We start from the raw sequence: 20,933 nt of genomic DNA, 5'->3' as shown, positions 1-20,933 counted from the left end.
GAACGATGTCGCGCGTGTCGTTGCAGCCTGAGGCTGGTCGAAGGAGCCGCTGGCGACGAGGCCGGCGGCGGAGCGCGGCGAAACGGGATCAGGAAGCGGGGCGCCGGCGCCTCGCGAGCGGGGACATGTGAGCGCTCTTTCTCAACGCGCCGACCCGGTCGGCGGCCTGAAGTTCGTCGACCGTCTCGCCGACCGGATCCTCCTCCTGGAGGGCCTCCCGCGCGTCCTCGTGACCTTTGCTGCGGGAGCGGTCTGCACGCTGGCGCTGCCGCCGGTCAACTTCCCGGCCGCCGGCTTCGTCGGCTTCCCGCTGCTGGTCTGGCTGCTGGACGGCGCGGGTGCCGCGCGCTCTCCGGCGCGCCGGCTGTTCTCCGACTTTTCCATCGGCTGGCTGTTCGGCTTCGGCTATTTCGTCGCCGGCCTCTGGTGGATGGGCGCGGCGATGCTGGTCGACGCCAAGGAATTCGCGGTCTTCATCCCCTTTGCCGTGCTCGGCCTGCCGGCCGTCTGCGCGATCTATTTCGGTCTTGCGACGCTGCTCGCGCGCCGGCTGTGGAGCGACAGCGCCTGGCGTATCCTCGCGCTCGCGGCGGCCTTCGCGCTCGCCGAATACCTGCGCGCGGTGCTCTTCACCGGCTTTCCCTGGAACGAGATCGGCGTCATGGCGGCCCCGATCCCGCTGATGATGCAGACGCTGAGCCTCGTCGGGCCGCACGGGCTGACGCTCCTCGCGGTGATCGTCTTCTCCAGCCCGGCGGTGCTGATCGACCGGCGCGGCCGCCAGCCGGTGCTCGTCCTCGCCATCGCGCTCGCGGTCTTCCACGTCGGATTCGGCCTCTGGCGGCTCGCGACGCATCCGACGGCCGACGTCGCGGGCGTCAAGGTGCGGGTCGTGCAGGCCGACATCCCGCAGTCGATGATGATGGACGAGGCCGCGGCGGAAAAGGCGTTTGCCCGGCATGTCGCGCTGACCGAAAAGGGCGACGCGGCGCCTGCAGTCGCATCCGGCGCATCCGGCGCGGCGCTCGCCGCAACCGGCTCCGGTCCGGAAATCAAGCATGTCGCGCCGCCGCAGCGCACCCTCGTCGTCTGGCCGGAATCCTCGATTCCCTTCCTCCTCACCGATCATCCCGAGGCCATCGGCCGGATCGCCGAGATGCTGAAGCCGGGCGAGACCCTGATCGCCGGGGCACCGCGCCTGGAAGGCACCGATCCTGCGACCGGGCGCGTCTACAACTCGCTCTATGTGATCAACGACCACGGCGAGATCGTCGACGCGCGCGACAAGGTGCATCTCGTCCCGTTCGGGGAATATCTGCCGTTCCAGTCCTTCCTGGAATCGCTCGGCATCTTCCAGCTGACCGAGATGCCCGGCGGCTTCTCGGCGGGCGCCGTGCGCTCCAGGGTCGAACTGAAGGGCGCCCCGTCCTTCCTGCCGCTGATCTGCTACGAGATCATCTTCCCCGGCGAGATAAACGCCGGCACGCCGCAGACCCGGCCGGGCTTTCTGGTGAACGACACCAATGACGGCTGGTTCGGACGCACCTCTGGTCCCTACCAGCATCTGCGTCTCGCCGAGATGACGGGCGTCGCCTTCGGGCTGCCGCTGGTACGGGCGGCGAACACCGGCATCTCCGTCGTGACCGACGCCTATGGCCGGGAGATCGACGCGCTGGCTCTCGGCTCCACCGGCACGATCGAGGCGCCGCTGCCGCAGGCGGCGCCGCCGACGCTCTACGCCCGCTTTGGCGACTGGATCTTTTGGTTCGCATTTGCCGCGGTTTCGACCGTTGCCACCACAATTCGGTTAAGGATCGGTGCGAGGGTCGATTGACATCGCGGTCTCGGTAGGCATACCCGTAGTCGGGAAATTGTTTTAGAACAATTCTTCGCATGTCGGATCATCGTCCGAGATCCGGACCGTTCCGGGCTTGAGTTCATGATCGGCAGCGGGTCGTGACGAACGAGAAGGTGCGTGCGGATGCTCGATAACAAGAAGAAGCCGAACCCGATCGACATCCATGTCGGCTCGCGGGTGCGGTTGCGCCGTACGATGCTCGGGATGAGTCAAGAAAAGCTCGGCGAAAGTCTCGGGATTACCTTCCAGCAGGTGCAGAAATACGAGAAGGGCTCGAACCGCATCGGCGCCAGCCGGCTGCAGCGGATCTCCGAAGTCCTGAGCGTCCCGGTGTCGTTCTTCTTCGAAGATGCACCCGGGTCCGAAGCCCCCCGCAGCGGCGGCCTGCAGGAGAGCGGGACGGACTATGTCGTCGACTTCCTCTCCTCGGCCGAGGGACTCCAGCTCAACCGCGCCTTCGTCAAGATCTCCGACCCGAAGGTTCGGCGCCGGGTGATCGACCTCGTGCGGACCCTCGCCGACGCCACAGAGCCGGCCGAAAGGGGCTGATTAGCGCGATTATCCGGCGTTCCGTTGCCGAATCGATCTTGACGCTGCACCGGCCATGCCGCAAACCGCGCCGCGAACGTTTTCCGGAATCGGATGACGTCGCATCGTCAGGCTTGCCCGCAATCGCGGACGGGTGAGGTTCCGCGTCGGCTGAGATGCCGGCTGCGACCGCACAGTCGCCAATCGAGGGAATTTTGCATGCCGCGCATGGACTATCTTTTCACCAGCGAGAGCGTCTCCGAAGGTCATCCGGACAAGGTCTGCGACCGGATTTCCGACGAGATCGTCGACCTGGTGTATCGGGAAGCCAAGAAGACCGGCGTCGACCCGTGGTCCGTGCGCATCGCCTGTGAGACGCTGGCGACCACCAACCGCGTCGTGATCGCCGGTGAGGTGCGCCTGCCCAAGTCGCTCATGAAGACCGACAAGAACGGCAAGGAAGTCATCAATCCTTCGCGCTTCAAGTCGGCGGCGCGCCGCGCCATTCGCGACATCGGCTACGAGCAGGACGGCTTCCACTGGAAGACCGCCAAGATCGACGTGCTCCTGCACTCTCAGTCGGCCGATATCGCCCAGGGCGTCGACAAGTCGCACGAGTCGCGTGACAAGCAGGGCGCCAACGAGATCGAGGAAGGCGCCGGCGACCAGGGCATCATGTTCGGCTATGCCTGCCGCGAGACGCCGGAGCTGATGCCGGCGCCGATCTACTATTCCCACAAGATCCTCGAGCTCCTCGCCGCCGCGCGCAAGAAGGGCGAGGGCGAAGCCGCCAAGCTCGGACCCGACGCCAAGAGCCAGGTGACGATCCGCTACGAGGACGACAAGCCGGTCGAAGTCACCTCGATCGTCCTGTCGACCCAGCACATCGACGAGAGCTGGGATTCGAACAAGGTCCGCCAGGTCGTCGAGCCCTATATCCGCGAAGCCATGGGCGATCTGCCGATCGCCGAGAATTGTGTCTGGTACATCAATCCGACCGGCAAGTTCGTGATCGGCGGCCCGGACGGCGACGCCGGCCTCACCGGCCGCAAGATCATCGTCGACACCTATGGCGGCGCGGCCCCGCACGGCGGCGGCGCCTTCTCCGGCAAGGACACGACCAAGGTCGACCGTTCGGCCGCCTATGCCGCGCGCTATCTCGCCAAGAACGTCGTCGCGGCCAAGCTCGCCGACAAGTGCACGATCCAGATCGCCTATGCGATCGGCGTCGCCCAGCCGCTCGCGATCTACGTCAATCTCCACGATACCGGCCACGGCGTGACCGAAGCCGACGTCGAGAAGGCGATCCGCTCGGTGATGGATCTCTCGCCGACGGGCATTCGCCGGCACCTCGACCTCAACAAGCCGATCTACGCCAAAACGTCGGCCTACGGGCATTTCGGCCGCAAGGCCGGCCGCGACGGGTCGTTCTCCTGGGAGAAGACCGATCTCGCGCCGAAGCTGAAGGCGGCCATCAAGGGCGCCTGACCGTTCGGCTTCCGGCGCGCCATAGAGGCGGCGCCGGGACAGGGCAGTTCTCTCGGCCGCGCGGTCTGTCTGACGCGCGGCCGATTGCATTTCTAAGGATCGATCCCGAGCATCCAATGGCGAACGACGACCATCCGACCCGGCTGCGCGAGGCCTTCTTCGGGCGTCTCAAGGGCCCGAAGCTCCGTCCGCACCAGGCGGCGCTGATCGCCGACCGGTTGCCGGAACTGCGGGTCGATCTCGCGCAGCCGGCGCCGGCCGACCCCGCGGCGCTCTTTGCGGTTCCGGTCGAAGCCGTGCGGCTGGAAATCGGGTTCGGCGGCGGCGAGCACCTGCTGCACCGCTCGGGCGAACAGCCGTCCGTCGGCTTCATCGGGGTCGAGCCCTTCGTCAACGGCATGGCGAAGCTGCTCTCGGCGCTGGACGACGCGCCGCGCCCGAACCTGCGCCTTTATGACGACGACGCGACGCGGCTGCTCGACTGGCTGCCCGAGGCGAGCCTTGCCGGCGTCGATCTCCTCTATCCCGATCCCTGGCCGAAGAAGCGCCACTTCAAGCGCCGCTTCGTCAGCCATCGCAACCTCGACCGGCTGGCCCGGGTGATGAAGCCGGGGGCGCAGTTCCGCTTCGCCTCGGACATCGACACCTATGTCGACTGGACGCTGATCCACTGCCGCGATCACCCGGCCTTCGAATGGACCGCGACGACGGCCGCCGACTGGCATACGCCCTATCCCGGCTGGCCCGGCACCCGCTACGAGGCCAAGGCGATCCGGGAAGGGCGGCGGCCCGCCTATCTGACATTCGTGCGCCGATAAGCCGGGGCGTAAGTCGGGGCGCTTCGGCCGAAGGGGGACAGGCGGATGCAGATACGCGCGGCGCGGGCGTCAGATGCCGAAGCCATGAGCGGCGTCCTCGAGGAGCTTCTCCTGGCAGGCAAGCGGTCGCAGGGCGCCGATGCGGACGCCGTAAGGGCACGCTACATCGACAGTCCGCACCGGGTCGAATGCTCCGTGGCGGTCGACGATTCGGGCGCCATCCTCGGCTTCCAGTCGCTGCAGCGCGCCTATCCCGGCAACCCCTACGACACGCCGCTCGGATGGGGGATTATCGGCACGCATGTGAGGCCGTCGGCCGCCCGTCGCGGCGTCGGATCGCAGCTTTTCGCGGCGACGCTGGCGGCGGCGCGGGCCGCCGGCCTGCCTGCGATCGAAGCGTTCATCGGCTCGCAGAACACCGAGGGGCTCGCCTATTACGAAGCGATGGGCTTCCGGACCTGGCGTCAGGCCGAGGGCGCGATCTGCAAGTCGCTGAAGGTCTGAGAGCCGGAAGCCGCACCCGCGTCCGAGGCCGTGGCTTGAACCGCTCGGCACGGAAGTGTATATGATCCCTAAATTCTCGCGATGGCATCGAGAGAGTGGGTCCACCCGGTCCCGCTCTTTTTTATTACCTGGGCCTTGGGGGCCCGTCAGGAGCCCCCGGCCGTCGGTGTCGACCGCCGCGCGGGGCGTGTCCAAGAGGCCCGTTCGAATCGGGTCGTCAGCGAAGACTTCTGGAGCACCGTGTCGGATCACAACGATCGTATCGTCAGGGAAGAGGGGCTGGAGGCCCGGGTCGCGGCCGTCGTCGAGCCGGCGATCGAGCAGCTCGGCTATCGGCTGGTGCGGGTGCGCACCTCCGGCCTCAACGGCTTCACCGTCCAGATCATGGCCGAGCGGCCGGACGGGACGATGACGGTCGAGGACTGCGAGGCGGTGTCGCGCGGCATCTCGCCGGTCCTGGACGTCGCCGACCCGGTCGACCGGGCCTATCATCTGGAGGTCTCCTCGCCGGGGATCGACCGACCGCTGGTGCGCCGGTCGGACTTCGAGGCCTGGGCGGGCTTCCTGATGAAGCTCGAGACCAGCCGGCTGATCGGCGAGCGCAAGCGCTTCCGCGGCCGGGTCGTGAACGTCTCCGACACGGCGATCCGGATTGAGCGCGACCAGCCGGCCTATGGCGAGCCGAGCGCGGTCGACATCCCGCTCGACGCGATCGGCGAGGCGCGGCTGATTCTGACCGACGACCTGATCCAGGCTTCGCTGAAGGCCGACAAGGCGGCGCGCAAGGCGCGCGGCGAGGCGGTCGACGAGGATGCGGGCGGGCCGGGCCCGCACTGAGCTGAAGCATGCGGCGCAGCCGAAGACGGTGGCGCGCCTTTGAGGGATGAGATGGGGCCGGTCGCGGATCGGATAGCGCGAGCAGCCCGAATTCAGGAGAAAGACAATGGCAGTCAGTGCGAACAGGCTGGAGCTTCTGCAGATTGCGGACGCCGTCGCGCGTGAAAAGTCGATCGATCGCGAGATCGTCATCGGCGCCATGGCCGACGCGATCCAGAAGGCGGCGCGCAGCCGCTACGGTCAGGAGACCAATATCCGCGTCGACATCAACCAGAAGACCGGCGAGATGAAGCTGCAGCGGCTGCTCGAGGTCGTCGAGGACGTCGAGAACCCCGCGACGCAGATCTATCTGGAGCTTGCCCGCGACAAGAACCCCGACGCCGAGCCGGGCGACTTCATCGCCGAGCAGCTGCCGCCGATGGACTTCGGCCGCATCGCCGCCCAGTCGGCCAAGCAGGTGATCGTGCAGAAGGTGCGCGAGGCCGAGCGCGACAAGCAGTATGAGGAATATGTCGGCCGCGTCGGCGAGATCGTGAACGGCACCGTCAAGCGGGTCGAATACGGCAACGTCATCGTCGATCTCGGCAAGGGCGAGGGCATCATCCGGCGCGACGAGCAGATCCCGCGCGAGCTGTTCCGCTACGGCGACCGCGTGCGCGCCTTCGTCTACGACGTGCGCCGCGAGCAGCGCGGGCCGCAGATCTTCCTGTCGCGCACCCATCCGCAGTTCATGGCGAAGCTCTTCACCATGGAAGTGCCGGAGATCTACGACGGCATCATCACCATCAAGGCGGTCGCCCGCGATCCGGGCTCGCGCGCCAAGATCGCCGTGACCTCCAGCGATTCCTCGGTCGATCCGGTCGGCGCCTGCGTCGGTATGCGCGGCTCCAGAGTCCAGGCGGTCGTCGGCGAGTTGCAGGGCGAGAAGATCGACATCATCCCCTGGTCGCCGGATGCCGCGGCCTTCCTCGTCAACGCCCTGCAGCCGGCGGAAGTCGCCAAGGTCGTGCTCGACGAGGATGCCGAGCGCATTGAAGTCGTCGTCCCCGATGACCAACTATCCCTTGCGATCGGTCGGCGGGGCCAGAACGTGCGTCTCGCCTCGCAGCTGACCGGCTGGGACATCGACATCCTCACCGAGCAGGAAGAGTCGGAGCGGCGGCACAAGGAGTTCGTCGAGCGGTCGGAGACCTTCATGGAGGCGCTCAACGTCGACGAGATGGTCGGCCAGCTGCTCGCCTCCGAAGGCTTCGCCACGGTCGAGGAAGTCGCCTATGTCGATCAGGACGAGGTGGCCGCGATCGAGGGCTTCGACGAGGAGACCGCCGGCGAGATCCAGATGCGCGCCCGGGAATATCTCGACCGCATCGAGGCCGAGCACGAGGCCAAGCGCGTCGAGCTGGGCGTTGCCGACGAGCTGAAGGAGATTCCCGGCCTGACGACGCCGATGCTCGTGGCGCTGGGCGAGGAGGGCATCAAGTCGCTCGACGACTTCGCCGGCTGCGCGGCCGACGACCTCATCGGCTGGACCGAACGCAAGGACGGCGAGACGAAGCGGTTCGCGGGCGCCCTCACCAAGTTCGAGGTGTCGCGCGCCGACGCCGAGCAGATGATCATCGCCGCGCGGCTGAAGGCCGGCTGGATCACGGAGGCCGATCTCGCCGGTCCTCAGGAGGAGGAAGAGGGCGAGGGCGAAGGCATCGAGGCCGAGACGGAGGGCGCCGTCTGACGCCTGGCGGAGCTGGATCGTCATGGCCGGGACCCGCGATGTCGGTGACGGGGACGAAGTGTTGAACGATCGCACCTGCATCGTGTCGCGCACCGCCCGTCCGGCGGACGATCTGATCCGCTTCGTGCGGGATCCGCAGGGCGAGGTGGTGCCCGATCTGCGCCGGCGGCTTCCGGGCCGCGGCGCGCATGTCGCCTTCAGCCGGGCCTCTGTCGACGAGGCCGTGCGGCGCAAGCTTTTCGCCCGGTCGTTCCGGGCGGAGACGGTGGTGCCGGCGGATCTGGGTGCCCGGGTCGACGCGCTTCTGGTCCGTTCGGCCTGCGGCGCGCTGGGTCTGGCCCGCAAGGCCGGCCAGCTGGTGACCGGTGCCGAAAAGGCCGGGGCGGCGATCCGCTCGGGCCGCGCCATTCTTCTCGTCCAGGCGCTCGACGCCGCGCCTGACGGGATCCGCAAGCTCGACGCGGCGCGACATGCCGCAGCGGGAGGCGTGGAAGACAGGATGATTCCGGCCCTGCGCCTTATCCATTCGGACGAATTGGGTTTGGCACTGGGTGGGGTGAATGTGATACATGCAGCCATCCTTGCCGGTGACGCAGGCTCGGCTGCCCGACGGCGCTTGGAAGCGCTGGCGAAATACCGGGGCGAGCGCCCCGATCCGGCGCACGGCGACGGCCCTTCGGGTCGGCGCGGGCGCCAGGCTGAGACTGAAAACGACACGGGAGCGCCTTCAGAGCGACGCTCCGGGCAAGATGAAGGGTGCGGGACGGGTCCCGCGCAGGAAGCGGAAGCGTAGATGAGCGATACCAAGTCCGGCGACGACAAGACGCTGAGCGTGAGCACGAAGAAGACCCTGACCCTGAAGCGCGGCGGCATGGAGCAGTCGACGGTTCGGCAGAACTTCAGCCACGGTCGCACGAAGAATGTCGTCGTCGAGACCAAGAAGCGGCGCATTCACAAGCCCGACGAGCCGGCGGCCCCTGCGCCGTCCGTGGCCGCGGGGCTGAAGCCGCGCGCGCCGCAGCCGTCGCAGCCAGCGCCGGCCAAGCCCGCGGTCGCGCCGCCGCCGCAGCAGCCGCAGACGAGCGGCGGGCGTCCCCCGCAGATTCAGATCGGTCCGAAGCCCGGCCAGGCCCCGGCGCCGACCGCGCGCGCCCCTGAACCGCAGGAGACCGGCGCCCCCGAGGCGCAGCCGACGGCCGCGCCGGCTACCGAGGCGCCGGCACCTGCGGCCGAGGCCCCTGTCGCTGCCTCCGCTCCGGCCGAGCCGGCAACGCCCCCCGCCGCCAAGGCGTCGGAGGCTCCGGCTGCCGCTCCCGTTCAGCCCGAGCCGCAGGCGGAGGCCCCGGCGGCCGTGTCCGAGCCGGCCCCGGCGGAAGCGCGCCCGACCGAGGCTCCGCGGGCCGAGGCCCGTGTCGAACGGGCGCCGGCTCCGACGCAGGCCGCTGGTGCGCGTCCGGCGCAGACCGGCCGCGTCGATTCCGGCCCGCAGACCCGCGGCCGCCCCGGCGGTTCCGGCCAGCAGCATGGGCGCCAGGGGGCTTCCGGTGGCGCCGGCCAGCCGGCCGGTCGCCAGGGTGCCGCCGGCAACCAGGGTGGCCGCCCCGGCGGTCGTGACGATCGACGCGGCGGCGCGGCGCAGCCCTCCGGCAACAATGCCGGCGGCCGTCAGCCTCGCGGCGCGGTCCTGTCCGACCTGTCGTCGCGCGAGATGGACGCCCGTCGCCGCGCGCTCGAGATCGCCAAGCAGCGCGAGGTCGAGGCCCGCCGCATCTTCCGCGAGGAAGAGGCGCGGCGCATCGCCGAGGACGAGCGCCGCCGTGCCGAGCGCGAGGAGTCCGAGCGTCGCCAGGCCGAGGAGCAGGCGCGTCTCGAGGCCGAGTTGGCGGCGCGCCGCAAGGCCGAAGCCGAAGCCGAGCGCCGCAACAAGGTCGCCCCGGCCGGCAAGGCGGGTGCAGCTCCGGCCGTGCCTGCCTCGCCGGCAGATGCCGAAGCGGCTGCGGCCAAGGCGCCGCGCGCCGACTCGCGCCGCCGTGCGCTGGACGAGGACGAAGGCGCTCGCGGCCGCCCCGGCAGCCCGCGCCGTCCCGCCAAGAGCGCGGCGGAAGTCGCCAAGCCGGCGCGTCCCGATCGCGGTGGCGAAGGCCGTCGCAGCGGCAAGCTGACGCTCGACAAGGCGTTGACCGCGGACGAGGGCGCCCGAGGCCGCTCGCTGTCGTCGATCCGTCGCCGCCAGGAGAAGTTCAAACGCTCGCAGCAGAACCAGCCGCGAGAGAAGATTGCCCGCGAAGTGATTATTCCAGAGACCATCAGCATCCAGGAACTCGCCAACCGCATGTCGGAGCGGTCCGTCGACGTCATCAAGTACCTGATGCAGCAGGGACAGATGATGAAGCCGGGCGACATCATCGAGCCGGATCTCGCCGAGCTCATCGCCTCGGAATTCGGCCATACGGTGCGCCGCGTCGCCGAGTCCGACGTCGAGGAAGGCATCTTCAACGTCGAGGACAAGGCCGAGAACCTCGTACCGCGGCCGCCGGTCGTCACCATCATGGGCCATGTCGACCACGGCAAGACCTCGTTGCTCGACGCGATCCGCAAGACCCACGTCGTCTCCGGCGAGGCCGGCGGCATCACCCAGCATATCGGCGCCTATCAGGTCGAGCAGGACGGGCAGAAGATCTCGTTCATCGACACGCCCGGCCACGCCGCCTTCACGGCGATGCGTGCCCGCGGCGCGCAGGCGACCGACATCGCGGTGCTGGTGGTCGCGGCGGACGACAGCGTGATGCCGCAGACGATCGAGTCCATCAATCACGCCAAGGCGGCGGGCGTCCCGATCATCGTGGCGATCAACAAGATCGACAAGCCGGGTGCCGACCCCAACAAGGTCCGCAGCGCGCTGCTGCAGCACGAGGTGTTCGTCGAATCGATGGGCGGCGAGGTGCTCGACGTCGAGGTCTCGGCGCTGAAGGGCACCAATCTCGACAAGCTGCTGGAGGCGATCCTCCTGCAGGCCGAGGTGCTCGACCTCAAGGCCGACCCGAACCGGACCGCCGAGGGCGTCGTCATCGAGGCGCAGCTCGACAAGGGCCGCGGCCCGGTCGCGACCGTGCTCGTCCAGACCGGCACCCTGAAGATCGGCGACATCGTCGTCGCCGGCGACGAGTGGGGCCGCGTGCGTGCGCTCGTCAACGACAAGGGCGCCCAGCTGAAGGAGGCACCGCCCTCGATGCCGGTCGAGGTGCTCGGCATGCAGGGCACGCCGCACGCCGGCGACCGCTTCGCCGTGGTCGAGAACGAGGCCAAGGCGCGCGAGATCTCCGAGTACCGGCAGCGCGTCGCCCGCGAGAAGCAGGTGGCCAAGTCCGCCGGCCAGCGCGGCTCGCTCGAGCAGATGATGTCGCAGCTGCAGGACACGGGGCTGAAGCAGTTCCCGCTGCTGATCAAGGGCGACGTTCAGGGCTCGATCGAGGCGATCGACGGGGCGCTGGAAGCGCTCGGCACCGACGAGGTGCGCGCCAACATCGTCCATTCGGGCGCCGGCGCGATCACCGAATCGGACGTCGCGCTCGCCGCCGCCTCGAACGCCGCGATCATCGGCTTCAACGTGCGTGCCAACAAGCAGGCGCGCGACGCGGCCGAGCGCGAGGGCATCGAGATCCGCTACTACAACATCATCTACGACCTGGTGGATGACGTGAAGGACGCGATGTCGGGGCTGCTCTCGCCGGAGCGGCGCGAGACCTTCCTCGGCAATGCCGAGATCCGCGAGGTCTTCAACATCACCAAGGTCGGCAAGGTCGCCGGCTGCCTGGTCACCGAGGGCGAAGTCGAGCGCGGCGCGGGCGTGCGCCTGATCCGCGACAACGTCGTCATCCACGAGGGCACGCTGAAGACGCTCAAGCGCTTCAAGGACGAGGTGCAGCGGGTGGTCAGCGGCCAGGAGTGCGGCATGGCCTTCGAGCGCTACGAGGACATTCGCCAGGGCGACGTCATCGAGTGCTTCCGCGTGGAGCACGTCGCGCGGACGCTGTAAGGCAGGCACAAGACGCCGGTTGAAGACGGCGTGGCGGCTTTCCAGGTTTTTCCTGGGGGATCGCCACGCCTCTTGCCGCCGGACCGGTTGCCCGGCAAGCTGGTGATTTGCGAAGGTCGGCGGGCGCGATAGGCGTTCGAGCTCTCTCGTTTCGAAGGGCAGTCTGATGGCGAGCTTGCAGCTTCTCGGCTCCACCTCGATATCCGGTAGCGATGACTCTCGTCTTCCGGCCGCTGAAACTTGGAGACATGCCGAGGGTCAACTGGCGGCGATTGCGTCGGATCTTCATCGTGAGAGTGCGACCATGCGAGACTGGCTGGTGCGCTCTGATGCTGAGCTCGATCGGATCGAGAACGACAACGAAGAGAACAAACGGCTCCTGTCGGATTGGGCGGGGCGGCAGGGGTCATGAGCGACAAGCCCGGTTCGACCGGGGAAAGCGGGCTGTCCTGGAAGCGCGCTGCGGAGTTCCTGAAGTCGATCCTGACGCTAGAGCGGGCCGTTCGCGATCTGCAGGCCGAAAACCAGGAGCTGCGCAGGCAGGTCGACCGGCTCAAGCAGGTCGTCGACGACCATAACGGCCAGTTGAAGGTCATCCTGTCGCTGATGGGGTGACGCTCGACAATCGGGTGGAATCGGCGGCGCAGAAGGCGGCCGTGGACGCCGTCGTCCGGCTCATCGGCAATTCGACCAGTGAAGACGATCATTAAGTAAGCAAGCTCACGATGAAACAACCATCCACCCGCCAGCTCTCGGTCGGCGAGAAGGTCCGGCATGCGCTGACCGAGATCTTCCAGCGCGGCGAGATCACCGATCCGCTGCTTTCGAAGGCCGTGGTCTCCGTCTCGGAGGTGCGGATGTCGCCCGACCTGAAGATCGCGACGGCCTATGTCACCGTTCTCGGCCAGGACGAGACGGAGCCCTTCGTCAAGGCGCTGAACCAGAACGCCCGCTTCATCCGCGGCCGACTGACCCCGGCGCTCAGGCAGATGAAGTACATGCCGGAGGTGCGGTTCCGGACCGACACCTCCTTCGACAATTTCGCGCGCATCGACGCGCTCCTGAAGTCGCCCGAGGTCCAGCGCGACCTCGACCATGGCGACGACGACGGGCGCGATGCGGACGCACCGGCGACAGAGAAGAACGGAGACGACAAATAATGGCGCGGCGCGGCAAGAAGCCGAAGGGACGGCCGGTGAGCGGCTGGATCATCCTGGACAAGCCGAAGGGCATGGGCTCGACCGACGCAGTCGGCCGGCTGAAGTGGCTCTACTTCGCGCAGAAGGCCGGCCATGCCGGCACGCTGGATCCGCTGGCTTCCGGCATGCTGCCGATCGCGCTCGGCGATGCGACGAAGACGGTGCCCTTCGTCATGGACGGGCGCAAGACCTACCGCTTCACCGTGCGCTGGGGCGCCGAGACGACGACGGACGACCTTGAAGGCCCGGTGGTGCGCTCTTCCGACGAGCGGCCGACGCGCGACGAGATCGCCGACCTCATCCCCGACTATCTCGGCGAGATCGAGCAGGTGCCGCCGAACTTCTCGGCGATCAAAATCGCCGGCGAGCGCGCCTATGACCTCGCCCGGGAGGGGGAGACGGTCGAGATCGCGCCGCGCACGGTGATCGTCCACCGGCTGGAGATCGTCGACATGCCGGACGCCGAGACCACGGTGTTCGAGGCCGAATGTGGCAAGGGCACCTATGTCCGGGCGATCGCCCGCGACATGGGCCGTGACCTCGGCTGCTACGGTCATGTCGCGGACCTCAGGCGCGTCGCCGTCGGGGCCTTCACCGAAGACGACCTCGTGCCGCTGGACGAGATCGAGGCCGCGGCCGACGAGGGGCGCGAGGTGCTGGACGCCGAGGCGATCGAGGCCGGCGCCAAGGCCCGCGTCGTCGATTTCAACGCCCTCGACGAGTACATCATCTCCCCGGAATCAGCGCTCGCAGACCTCTACGAGGTGATGCTGACCGACGAGCAGGCGGGCCGCGTCCTCTCCGGCAATGCCGTGCTCCTGCGCGGGCGCGACGCGCCGGTGTTCTGCGACGAGGCCTATGCCACCGGCCATGGGCGGCTGATCGCCCTCGGCGCGATCGAGGAAGGTTCGTTCAAGCCGAAGCGGGTGTTCGGCGGCCGGGGCTGAGCCCGGCGGCCTCCGCCCTCATCGCACCCCGGTCGCTGCGGCAAACACGTCGCTGCGCCTGTCGAAACCCGCCTTGCGCCTTATGACCCTTCCTGCGGCCCGCTTTCCCGGGGCCGCGGACTGGGGAGGCATAAGACGTGGCAGGCATGGTGGCGATCCCGAGGCTGAGGCGCAGGCGCAGGAAAGCCCGCGAGGCGGTCAGGCGCGGCGCCGTCGGGGCGCCGCCGGGCGTCCTCGTCGCCGACCCGCAGGCGCGCCCCTCGGTGTTCAGCGCCCTCGGCATCGGGGAGGGCCGGAGCGAGCTGCGCACCGGCATTTCCCTGGAGGAGGCGCTGGCCGCCCGGAAGGCCTGGCCCCTCGTCTGGATCGATTGTACGGGACTTGCCGACATCGAGGATATCCAGGCGCTCGGCGCCGCCTTCGGCCTGCATCCCCTGTCGCTCGAGGACGTCGTCAACACCGACCAGCGGCCGAAATGCGAGGTCTTCGACGATCTCGCCTTCGTCGTCCTGCGCATGGTGCATTCCAGCGAGGACGGCGGCGAGGCCGAGAGCGAGCAGCTGTCGATCTTCTTCGGCGAGGGCTTCGTCCTGACCTTCCAGGAACGGCCGGGCGACGCCTTCTCCCCCGTGCGCGAGCGCATCGCCAGGGGCGCGCCGCGCATCCTCACCGGTCATGGCGACTATCTCGCCTATGCGCTGATCGATGCGGTGGTGGACGCCTACTTCCCGCTGGTCGACGCGCAGACGGCGCGGATCGAGACGCTGGAAGACGAGATCTTCGCCGACGTCGACGCCGTGCAGGTGCCCGAGCTCCACGCCATGGCGCGCGACATGCTGCAGCAGAAGCGCTGGCTGCGGCCGACCCGGGACGCCATCGGGGTCATCATGCGCATCGACCGGCCGTGGCTGCGGGCCGAGACCAAGACCTATCTGCGCGACGTCCAGGACCATGCCGACCAGCTGATCGACCTCAACGACACCGACCGCGACACGGTCTCCGGCCTCGTCGACCTGCACATGACGCTGTCCTCGGCGCGCACCAACGAGGTGATCAACCTTCTGACCATCGTCTCGACGATCTTCATCCCCCTGAGCTTCCTCGCCGGGGTCTGGGGCATGAACTTCGATCCGGCGAAATCGCGCTGGAACATGCCGCTGACGCAGTCACCCTACGGCTATCCGATCGCGCTCGGCATCATGGCGCTCGTCGCGATCGGCCTGCTCGGCTATTTCCGGCGCAGGCGGTGGATCTGATGGCGCTCGACCCCGAAGCCCAGGCCGTCCTCGATGAACTCGCGCGGCGCCAGCAGGCCCAGCCCGAGCCGCGAAGCGACGCCGAAACGCTCGCCAACGCCCGGGCGATGACGAACGGCCTCGCCGACTTCTCCGGCCCGGCGGCGCCGATGGCCAAAATCACCGACATCGCCATCGAAGGCGCAGGCGCGGCCATCCCCGTGCGCCTTTACCGGTCGACGGACAGGCCCCGCCTGCCGCTGCTCGTCTGGTATCACGGCGGCGGCGGCATGGCGGGGTCGCTGGAAAGCCACCACGCCGCGCTGGCGCAACTGGCCGAGGCCACCGGCCGGGCGGTCGCCTCGGTCGGCTACCGCATCGCGCCCGAGCATCCCTATCCCGCGCCGCCGGCCGACTGCCTCGCGGCGACGCGCGCGCTGATCGCCCGCGCCGCAGCGCTCGGCTGCGATCCCGCCCGCATCGCCATCGGCGGCGATTCGATCGGCGGCCTCTTCGCCGCCCATGTGGCGCTGAGCCTCCGCAATGCCGGCACGGCGATGCCGCAGGCGCTGGTGATGCTCTATCCGAACACCGACCTTCGGCCGGGCCGGCCCTGGTCGTCGCTGACCGACGAGAGCGGCCATGTGATGACGGTGGAGTCGCTCGCCTATGAGAACGACCTCTATATCCCCGCCGTCGCGGACCGCTATTCCCCCGGGGCTTCGCCGCTGCTCGCCCCGGACCTCTCCGGCCTGCCGCCGACGCTCCTCGTCACCTCAGAACACGACCCCTTGCGCGACGAAGGCGAGGCCTTCGCGGCGCGCCTTGGCGAAGCCGGCGTCGCCGTCACCCATGCCCGCGAGCAAGGCATGATCCACGGCTTCCTGCAGATGGGCGGCTGGATCCGCCGCACGGCGGCCTTGCGCGCCCGCATCGCCGCCTTCCTCGCCTGACCGGCGCGCCGAAGCGCCCGGCCGCGCGGATAGCGCCGGGGGAAGGTCATCAGCTTCCCGCCGCAGCGGGACACGAAGCGCCGGAGGCAAGCCCTCCGATTGCTGTTGCTACGGCTCGCCTCCGGCGCTCCGCACGGCGTTCTCTGCGGGTTCGCATGAGCCTCTTGCGAGGCCGCTGCCGGCTCTTCGCGGGGTTGCCCCCGCTCAAGCGGACCGATCCGCACACGCCTCGTAGTGGGCGAGGGGCCGGCGGAGCCGCGAACCCGTCCGGGACGAGACGGCCCTCCGGAAGGACCCCACGCCGCGGACGCCGCCCGCCTCCCCGAACGATCCCGGCGATCGTCCGTCCCGTCGGGGTGGCGGTGAGGGGAGTATGGGGGAGGGGGAGCGGGGCGGGATAAAAATTTGGAGAGATTGGGAAAATTGAGCCGAAAGCTGTCGGTCTGATATTTGCCGCAGAGGCAGGAAAGCAGCCTCGTGCACGAGCTGTAAAAGGTTAAGTACTCGTAAACCTCGGTTGTGCTATAGTGCTTCTTCAGACGGGCGCCCGTTCTCTCAATCCCACCCCCGGCTCCAATCAGCATAATCCGTCGCAAGGCGGGCTGGAACTGAAACGGCGTCTCACTTCATCGCTGAGAAGTTAGCTGCCAGCAGACCTTTTAGATTGAAAGGCACGAGGAGGTAGAGTTCGTCTAACGTTCTCAATGAGGTCTCGCTCGAACGGCAGGAGGTCAATGTCGTCAAGCGTGATGGACGCGAGCATCCGTAGACCTTCGTCTACGTCCTCCATAGATCCGGTAAGGCGCATCAGCTTCGCCGCGATTTCCGACGGCACGCCATACTCGTCCAATGCGTAGATACCTGCCGGCAGAAATAGGGAGTCCGCTCGCGCGGCGAATAAGCTGTAATCGCCGGGAGGACTCGCCTTGAATCGGGACAGCACGTCTGCCTGAATGCGGCTGACCGCCATGAGCTGTCGTCCGAATGTGTAGCCGACATAGTTTCGCAGGAAGGCGAGCGCCCCCTCGACGGCATCGCTGATAGACTGGTCCTCCCATCGCTCTTCTACCCGCCGACGGATGAAGCTCCCAAAGTCATCCACGGCCATCAGCCCGGTCAGGACTGCTTGTAGTTGGCTGCCCTTGAAGATGCCGTGCCGGCGCAGTGTGACGCCCTGGTCGACATGATCGAAAATCAGGTTGCAGATCGCCAGCAGCTGATCCGAGTTGGGGATGCCCCTCCAGCCAATTAGCTGCGGATTTTCATCATGCAGCTCGGAGATCGCATCAAACAAAGCATTCTGGCTCGATATGGGTATATATCGGTTCTGCCGGATGGTGATTTCGCTTAAATTGGAATTCGAGAAGATTTCAGCCAGACGATCTCGCGATTGCGGGGTTAGGCTCGACGGTGGCAAGTCGAGGAGAAGCGATAGGGGCGTCGTCGGATCCTGCCGCTCGATCGGCAAGTCCACGACATGATCGCCCTCGCTTACCGCGGCTTCCAGAACGAAGACTTTCCCTATGAAGTAGCGGTTCATGCGACCAGCACGACCGGCGATGTTGCGGAAGGTAAAGTCGTCTATGGTTTTGTTTTTTCCCCCTCGGCGATCGAAGATCACCACGTTCTCGGCGACCGTGTTCACGCCCTCAATCATGGTAGACGTGCATACGAGGAACTTGATACGGCCCTCCTCGAAAGCACGCACCATGTACTGCTGCAGCGCGCGCGGCACGTTGCCGTGGTGGATGCCGACACCCCGCCGCAAGGCTCGGGTGACTTCCCACTCGGGGGGAAAGTTGTGCTCCAACCACTCGACTGCGTCCCGAGTCGCGTCGATCTCTGGAAGGTCAGCTTCCGTATACATCAGATGTGCTGCCTCCCTCGCGCTACGCGGCGACTGGCAGTAGACGAGGGTAGCCGTCTTCAAGACGCGGCAGAGCTCTACCAGCTTCGAACCTCGCTCGGGACCCTGGCGCTTCAAGTTGTAATGCGTGACGTCGAGAGCTACAGTGGAAAAATCGGACGGCATAAAGACGTGGCGATACTCAGAAGCGAGCCCGCGAACATCGACGATGTTCGGCCCGATTAGATAGAACTGGGCGCCTTGTCGAGCGAGCCGATGGAAGCAGAGGTTCAAATCCACCGCCCTTTCGTCCTCTTCACCGCTACGCAAGTCGAGTTTATAAAACTCATCGATCACGAAGAAGTCGACATCTTCCAGGTCATTACGGCTCAGCGCCCGCTCCTGCGTAAGCACGTAAACAGTGGGCCGGCCGTCATCCAGGCGCTTTTGGCTGGGATGGGTGATGATATCGTGCGAGTGCCCTAACGATGCGCCGACGCGGCGGCGCGTTTCGTCGATCAAGGCGATTGTCGGCACCACGATTACCGCCCGCTTGTGCCGGCCGGTTGCCAGGATCGCGTCGATCACGAGGCTTTTGCCGACGCTCGTCGGCGCGCTCAGGACGACGTTGCGGCCGCTAACGAGCTCCTGGAAGACAGAGAGCTGGAGACTATGGAAAAGGCGGTTCTCTGCGAGGCCGTGAACACGATGCGCCTCTATGACGACTTGGTCTTCAAAGCTACGCGGTCTGTCTTGGTCTATGTACGGATATAGCCCCACTTGGCGCACCAGCCCATCCAATAGCTCGTCGTAGCCGTCGTAGAGCGCCTCCCGCAACGACAGTACCCTAATGACAAGTTCACGCGCTGTGGCCACGGTGCGCTGGTCGTTCGCCATTCTCACGAGGTCGCGCAAGACCGCGAAACGATGCTCCGGGAATGTGTCCGGCTCGGCCAGCCGACGGCGAATTGCATCTGCATCCATCTATGGTCGCCTCAACCGCTTCTCGAATTCTTTGGCGAGCGTAGATGCGCATTCGACAGGGACGAGGAACAGCGCTATCTCCACCTTCCCAAGCTCCGGTCCTATCCGCTGCTTTATGCGATTGTACTCTCCCTCAACCTCATCGCGCAGATGCGTGACGTAAGCTGCATCGAATCCCTTCGACAACGTGTCGCTATCGTAAGCAATAAGGATGGGGAGTCTTAGCACCTTGAGCAGATCGGAAGTCTTCGCCATTGATTCTAAAATAGGTCCTAGGCAGTCTGCTCTGAGATGATGTGGTTCGCGCAGCTGCACAATGATGTCTCGCTCCTCGACGAGAACATCGCGGGTGAGCGCCGTTCGTAGTTCGTCAAGCACTTCGTCCACCGCCGCGCGGTGGGAAGCTGCGGTCAAAAGTTTCGACCTCCCCAGCCAGATCTCCTCTCCGCGCTCCGATGGTACAATGTGTGCACTGGTCGATCGCATGGCGCCGCCGACCCGAACGAAGATGCGGCAGGCGATCGGCTCTGCACAGAAATGGTGGCGCAGAATGGCGTGTAGCATCAGCGCCGCGACAATCTGTGGTATGTCGGTGAGGCCATGCCGCTCTAGAGCCTTGAGAGCGGCCGTCGGAAGACGACGCGCGGCAAGGTAGCTGTAGTTTGCCAAGGTGCTTGCCGGAAGCGTCATTTCCGGCAGCCAATCGAGAAGATGTTCGATCAGCTCGCTGCTGCGCCAAATTTCTTCGTCGTACTCTACGTCGTAGGCGTATAGCGCCCTCTTGATCTTGATCTCGTCAATCACCGCCAGCTCTGAAAAGAATCGTGGCGCGTCGGCGAGCTGGTATACCTTGACGGCCCCGGAGGCTGCTCGACGCATAGCTGTCAGCTGCGCCTCCCACCAGCCAAGACAGTCGGCGCGGGTCCACACCTTTGCGGCCGCGTCAGCGGTCGAGGCGTCCCCCATCGCTCTTACGATCTTTAGCAGTGCATCGTAGGTTTCCACCACGAGCTGGTAGGCGGGGGTGGGGCCACGCCCCGACGTTAAGCGCAGCATCGAATTGACATTGCGGGCCATTAGCGCTTGCTCGTCGCCCTCTACCTCCCAGAGTAGCTGCTCTGCCCAGTCGCCGAGCCCACGGCCGGAGGCCGACTTGACGTCCTTGTAGCGCATGCCGAAAGACGTCACGAGTTGGTTGAACGCAAGCACACCGGCTCGCTTAGATCGCGGGCGCTGGAATGGGGACAACTTGGCCGAGACTGCTCGGGTAGTGACGAACCGAAACCATGCGATCGCATTGTGCCGATCGCAGAGAAGCGATTTCTCACAAACGGAACTACCCTTCCGTGCCTTCTCACGCTCCGTCAGCTCCTTGATACTCCACTTGCGCTCGGCCTCCGTAGTCTTGACTTGGACATATTCGATGACCGCCTCGCCGCTTTCCATCCGGCGGAGGATGATGTCGTCCCCCGTCTCGCACTCTAACTGTTCAATGCTCGGGTCCTGAAGCATTTCGAGCGCTAACCGTGCAGCGACGTGATCCTGAACTCGGAACCCTCGTCGAGCCGCGATGCCGCCCGCGTCAGATGCCGTGGGACCTATCAGTGGCTCTGGCATGCGGAGATCCAGATGCAGGCCAATGTTGCAGCTGAAGAGCGAAGCTTACAGTCTAGTGGAATTCGACGGCACGCAGACTCATTGGTGTCGAACGGTCTTTCAATGATCATGCTCAAAAACTTCAGAGTGCAGCGGCAAATGCCAAAGATATCACTTCCTCTCTAACACTTATGCGGGAATAGGGCTTCAGTCCACATCTCTCCGAAGCTGTCGATCAACATCTACAACCCGCAACTCCTAGGTGTCCTCTTAAGCTTCTTGACTAACGAATGACATGACGGTTTCGACCGGCCTGCGGCCCATGTTGCGGTAGCCGAGGTGCGGGCGTTCGGTGTTGTAGTGGACGAGCCAGGC

Annotated in this window: 17 protein-coding genes and 1 pseudogene; 16 read left to right on the top strand and 2 right to left on the bottom strand. The window is 66.5% G+C overall.

Going from position 1 to position 20,933, the window contains the following annotated elements; translation table 11 throughout:
* Positions 1-127 precede the first annotated feature (127 nt).
* The 16 genes and pseudogenes from lnt to AB5S17_RS21020 all read left to right on the top strand — a co-directional run bounded on the left by lnt (position 128) and on the right by AB5S17_RS21020 (position 16,132).
* Positions 128-1,834 (top strand): apolipoprotein N-acyltransferase, encoded by a 1,707-nt coding sequence (lnt, locus tag AB5S17_RS21095; protein WP_369243130.1) that lies wholly within the window; start codon positions 128-130, stop codon positions 1,832-1,834.
* Positions 1,835-1,981: 147 nt separating this feature from the next.
* Entirely contained in the window at positions 1,982-2,407 is a 426-nt protein-coding gene (locus tag AB5S17_RS21090) for a helix-turn-helix domain-containing protein (RefSeq protein ID WP_369243128.1), read from the top strand.
* 198 nt (positions 2,408-2,605) lie between these two features.
* Positions 2,606-3,874, top strand: a complete 1,269-nt coding sequence (metK, locus tag AB5S17_RS21085) for a methionine adenosyltransferase (protein WP_369243126.1) — start codon at positions 2,606-2,608, stop codon at positions 3,872-3,874.
* 116 nt (positions 3,875-3,990) lie between these two features.
* Positions 3,991-4,692: a tRNA (guanosine(46)-N(7))-methyltransferase TrmB gene (locus tag AB5S17_RS21080; RefSeq protein ID WP_369243124.1), complete on the top strand. Its 702-nt coding sequence runs from the start codon at positions 3,991-3,993 to the stop codon at positions 4,690-4,692.
* Between the two features lie 45 nt (positions 4,693-4,737).
* Positions 4,738-5,196 (top strand): N-acetyltransferase family protein, encoded by a 459-nt coding sequence (locus AB5S17_RS21075; RefSeq protein ID WP_369243122.1) that lies wholly within the window; start codon positions 4,738-4,740, stop codon positions 5,194-5,196.
* A gap of 240 nt (positions 5,197-5,436) precedes the next feature.
* Positions 5,437-6,033: a ribosome maturation factor RimP gene (rimP, locus tag AB5S17_RS21070; protein ID WP_369243120.1), complete on the top strand. Its 597-nt coding sequence runs from the start codon at positions 5,437-5,439 to the stop codon at positions 6,031-6,033.
* A gap of 106 nt (positions 6,034-6,139) precedes the next feature.
* Positions 6,140-7,762, top strand: coding sequence for a transcription termination factor NusA (gene nusA, locus AB5S17_RS21065; protein WP_369243118.1), 1,623 nt, complete (start codon positions 6,140-6,142; stop codon positions 7,760-7,762).
* 22 nt (positions 7,763-7,784) lie between these two features.
* Entirely contained in the window at positions 7,785-8,555 is a 771-nt protein-coding gene (locus tag AB5S17_RS21060) for an RNA-binding protein (RefSeq protein ID WP_369243116.1), read from the top strand.
* Positions 8,556-8,702: pseudogene (locus AB5S17_RS21055) on the top strand (translation initiation factor IF-2 associated domain-containing protein); the annotation flags it as partial.
* 411 nt (positions 8,703-9,113) lie between these two features.
* The gene (infB, locus tag AB5S17_RS21050; protein WP_369243197.1) at positions 9,114-11,798 is read left to right on the top strand and encodes a translation initiation factor IF-2; all 2,685 of its coding nucleotides are present in this window, start codon (positions 9,114-9,116) and stop codon (positions 11,796-11,798) included.
* Between the two features lie 166 nt (positions 11,799-11,964).
* A complete protein-coding gene (locus AB5S17_RS21045; RefSeq protein ID WP_369243114.1) occupies positions 11,965-12,210 on the top strand; it encodes a hypothetical protein in 246 nt (81 codons plus the stop codon).
* Positions 12,207-12,413 carry a hypothetical protein gene (locus tag AB5S17_RS21040; RefSeq protein ID WP_369243112.1) on the top strand — a complete coding sequence of 69 codons (207 nt, stop codon included), beginning with the start codon at positions 12,207-12,209 and terminating at the stop codon, positions 12,411-12,413. Before AB5S17_RS21045 ends, AB5S17_RS21040 begins: the two co-directional genes overlap by 4 nt.
* A 110-nt stretch (positions 12,414-12,523) precedes the next feature.
* The gene (gene rbfA / locus AB5S17_RS21035) at positions 12,524-12,958 is read left to right on the top strand and encodes a 30S ribosome-binding factor RbfA (protein WP_369243110.1); all 435 of its coding nucleotides are present in this window, start codon (positions 12,524-12,526) and stop codon (positions 12,956-12,958) included.
* Positions 12,958-13,944: a tRNA pseudouridine(55) synthase TruB gene (gene truB, locus AB5S17_RS21030; RefSeq protein WP_369243108.1), complete on the top strand. Its 987-nt coding sequence runs from the start codon at positions 12,958-12,960 to the stop codon at positions 13,942-13,944. Before rbfA ends, truB begins: the two co-directional genes overlap by 1 nt.
* 146 nt (positions 13,945-14,090) lie before the next feature.
* Entirely contained in the window at positions 14,091-15,200 is a 1,110-nt protein-coding gene (gene corA, locus AB5S17_RS21025; RefSeq protein WP_369243196.1) for a magnesium/cobalt transporter CorA, read from the top strand.
* Positions 15,200-16,132, top strand: a complete 933-nt coding sequence (locus AB5S17_RS21020) for an alpha/beta hydrolase (protein ID WP_369243106.1) — start codon at positions 15,200-15,202, stop codon at positions 16,130-16,132. Before corA ends, AB5S17_RS21020 begins: the two co-directional genes overlap by 1 nt.
* Positions 16,133-16,772: 640 nt before the next feature.
* On the opposite strand, the gene AB5S17_RS21015 is transcribed toward AB5S17_RS21020, so the two are convergent.
* On the bottom strand, positions 16,773-18,962 hold the full coding sequence (locus AB5S17_RS21015) for a DEAD/DEAH box helicase (protein WP_369243104.1): 2,190 nt from the start codon (positions 18,960-18,962) through the stop codon (positions 16,773-16,775).
* Complete coding sequence (locus AB5S17_RS21010) at positions 18,963-20,579, bottom strand: dsDNA nuclease domain-containing protein (protein WP_369243102.1); 1,617 nt, start codon at positions 20,577-20,579, stop codon at positions 18,963-18,965. It abuts the gene before it with no gap.
* Positions 20,580-20,933: the final 354 nt, after the last annotated feature.

The sequence above is a fragment of the Jiella sp. M17.18 genome (genome assembly GCF_041027365.1).
Taxonomy (GTDB): domain Bacteria; phylum Pseudomonadota; class Alphaproteobacteria; order Rhizobiales; family Rhizobiaceae; genus VKMB-3413.
Note: the sequence above shows the minus strand (reverse complement) of the source record. Positions and strands in the feature narration are given on the sequence as shown.

Excerpts from the sequence above, each read along its gene's own strand:
- AB5S17_RS21090 (WP_369243128.1), top strand. The coding sequence starts at position 1,982 with ATGCTCGATAACAAGAAGAAGCCGAACCCGATCGACATCCATGTCGGC.
- metK (WP_369243126.1), top strand. The coding sequence starts at position 2,606 with ATGCCGCGCATGGACTATCTTTTCACCAGCGAGAGCGTCTCCGAAGGT.
- AB5S17_RS21080 (WP_369243124.1), top strand. The coding sequence starts at position 3,991 with ATGGCGAACGACGACCATCCGACCCGGCTGCGCGAGGCCTTCTTCGGG.
- AB5S17_RS21075 (WP_369243122.1), top strand. The coding sequence starts at position 4,738 with ATGCAGATACGCGCGGCGCGGGCGTCAGATGCCGAAGCCATGAGCGGC.
- nusA (WP_369243118.1), top strand. The coding sequence starts at position 6,140 with ATGGCAGTCAGTGCGAACAGGCTGGAGCTTCTGCAGATTGCGGACGCC.
- AB5S17_RS21060 (WP_369243116.1), top strand. The coding sequence starts at position 7,785 with ATGGCCGGGACCCGCGATGTCGGTGACGGGGACGAAGTGTTGAACGAT.
- AB5S17_RS21045 (WP_369243114.1), top strand. The coding sequence starts at position 11,965 with ATGGCGAGCTTGCAGCTTCTCGGCTCCACCTCGATATCCGGTAGCGAT.
- AB5S17_RS21040 (WP_369243112.1), top strand. The coding sequence starts at position 12,207 with ATGAGCGACAAGCCCGGTTCGACCGGGGAAAGCGGGCTGTCCTGGAAG.
- rbfA (WP_369243110.1), top strand. The coding sequence starts at position 12,524 with ATGAAACAACCATCCACCCGCCAGCTCTCGGTCGGCGAGAAGGTCCGG.
- truB (WP_369243108.1), top strand. The coding sequence starts at position 12,958 with ATGGCGCGGCGCGGCAAGAAGCCGAAGGGACGGCCGGTGAGCGGCTGG.
- corA (WP_369243196.1), top strand. The coding sequence starts at position 14,091 with ATGGTGGCGATCCCGAGGCTGAGGCGCAGGCGCAGGAAAGCCCGCGAG.
- AB5S17_RS21020 (WP_369243106.1), top strand. The coding sequence starts at position 15,200 with ATGGCGCTCGACCCCGAAGCCCAGGCCGTCCTCGATGAACTCGCGCGG.
- AB5S17_RS21015 (WP_369243104.1), bottom strand. The coding sequence starts at position 18,962 with ATGGATGCAGATGCAATTCGCCGTCGGCTGGCCGAGCCGGACACATTC.
- AB5S17_RS21010 (WP_369243102.1), bottom strand. The coding sequence starts at position 20,579 with ATGCCAGAGCCACTGATAGGTCCCACGGCATCTGACGCGGGCGGCATC.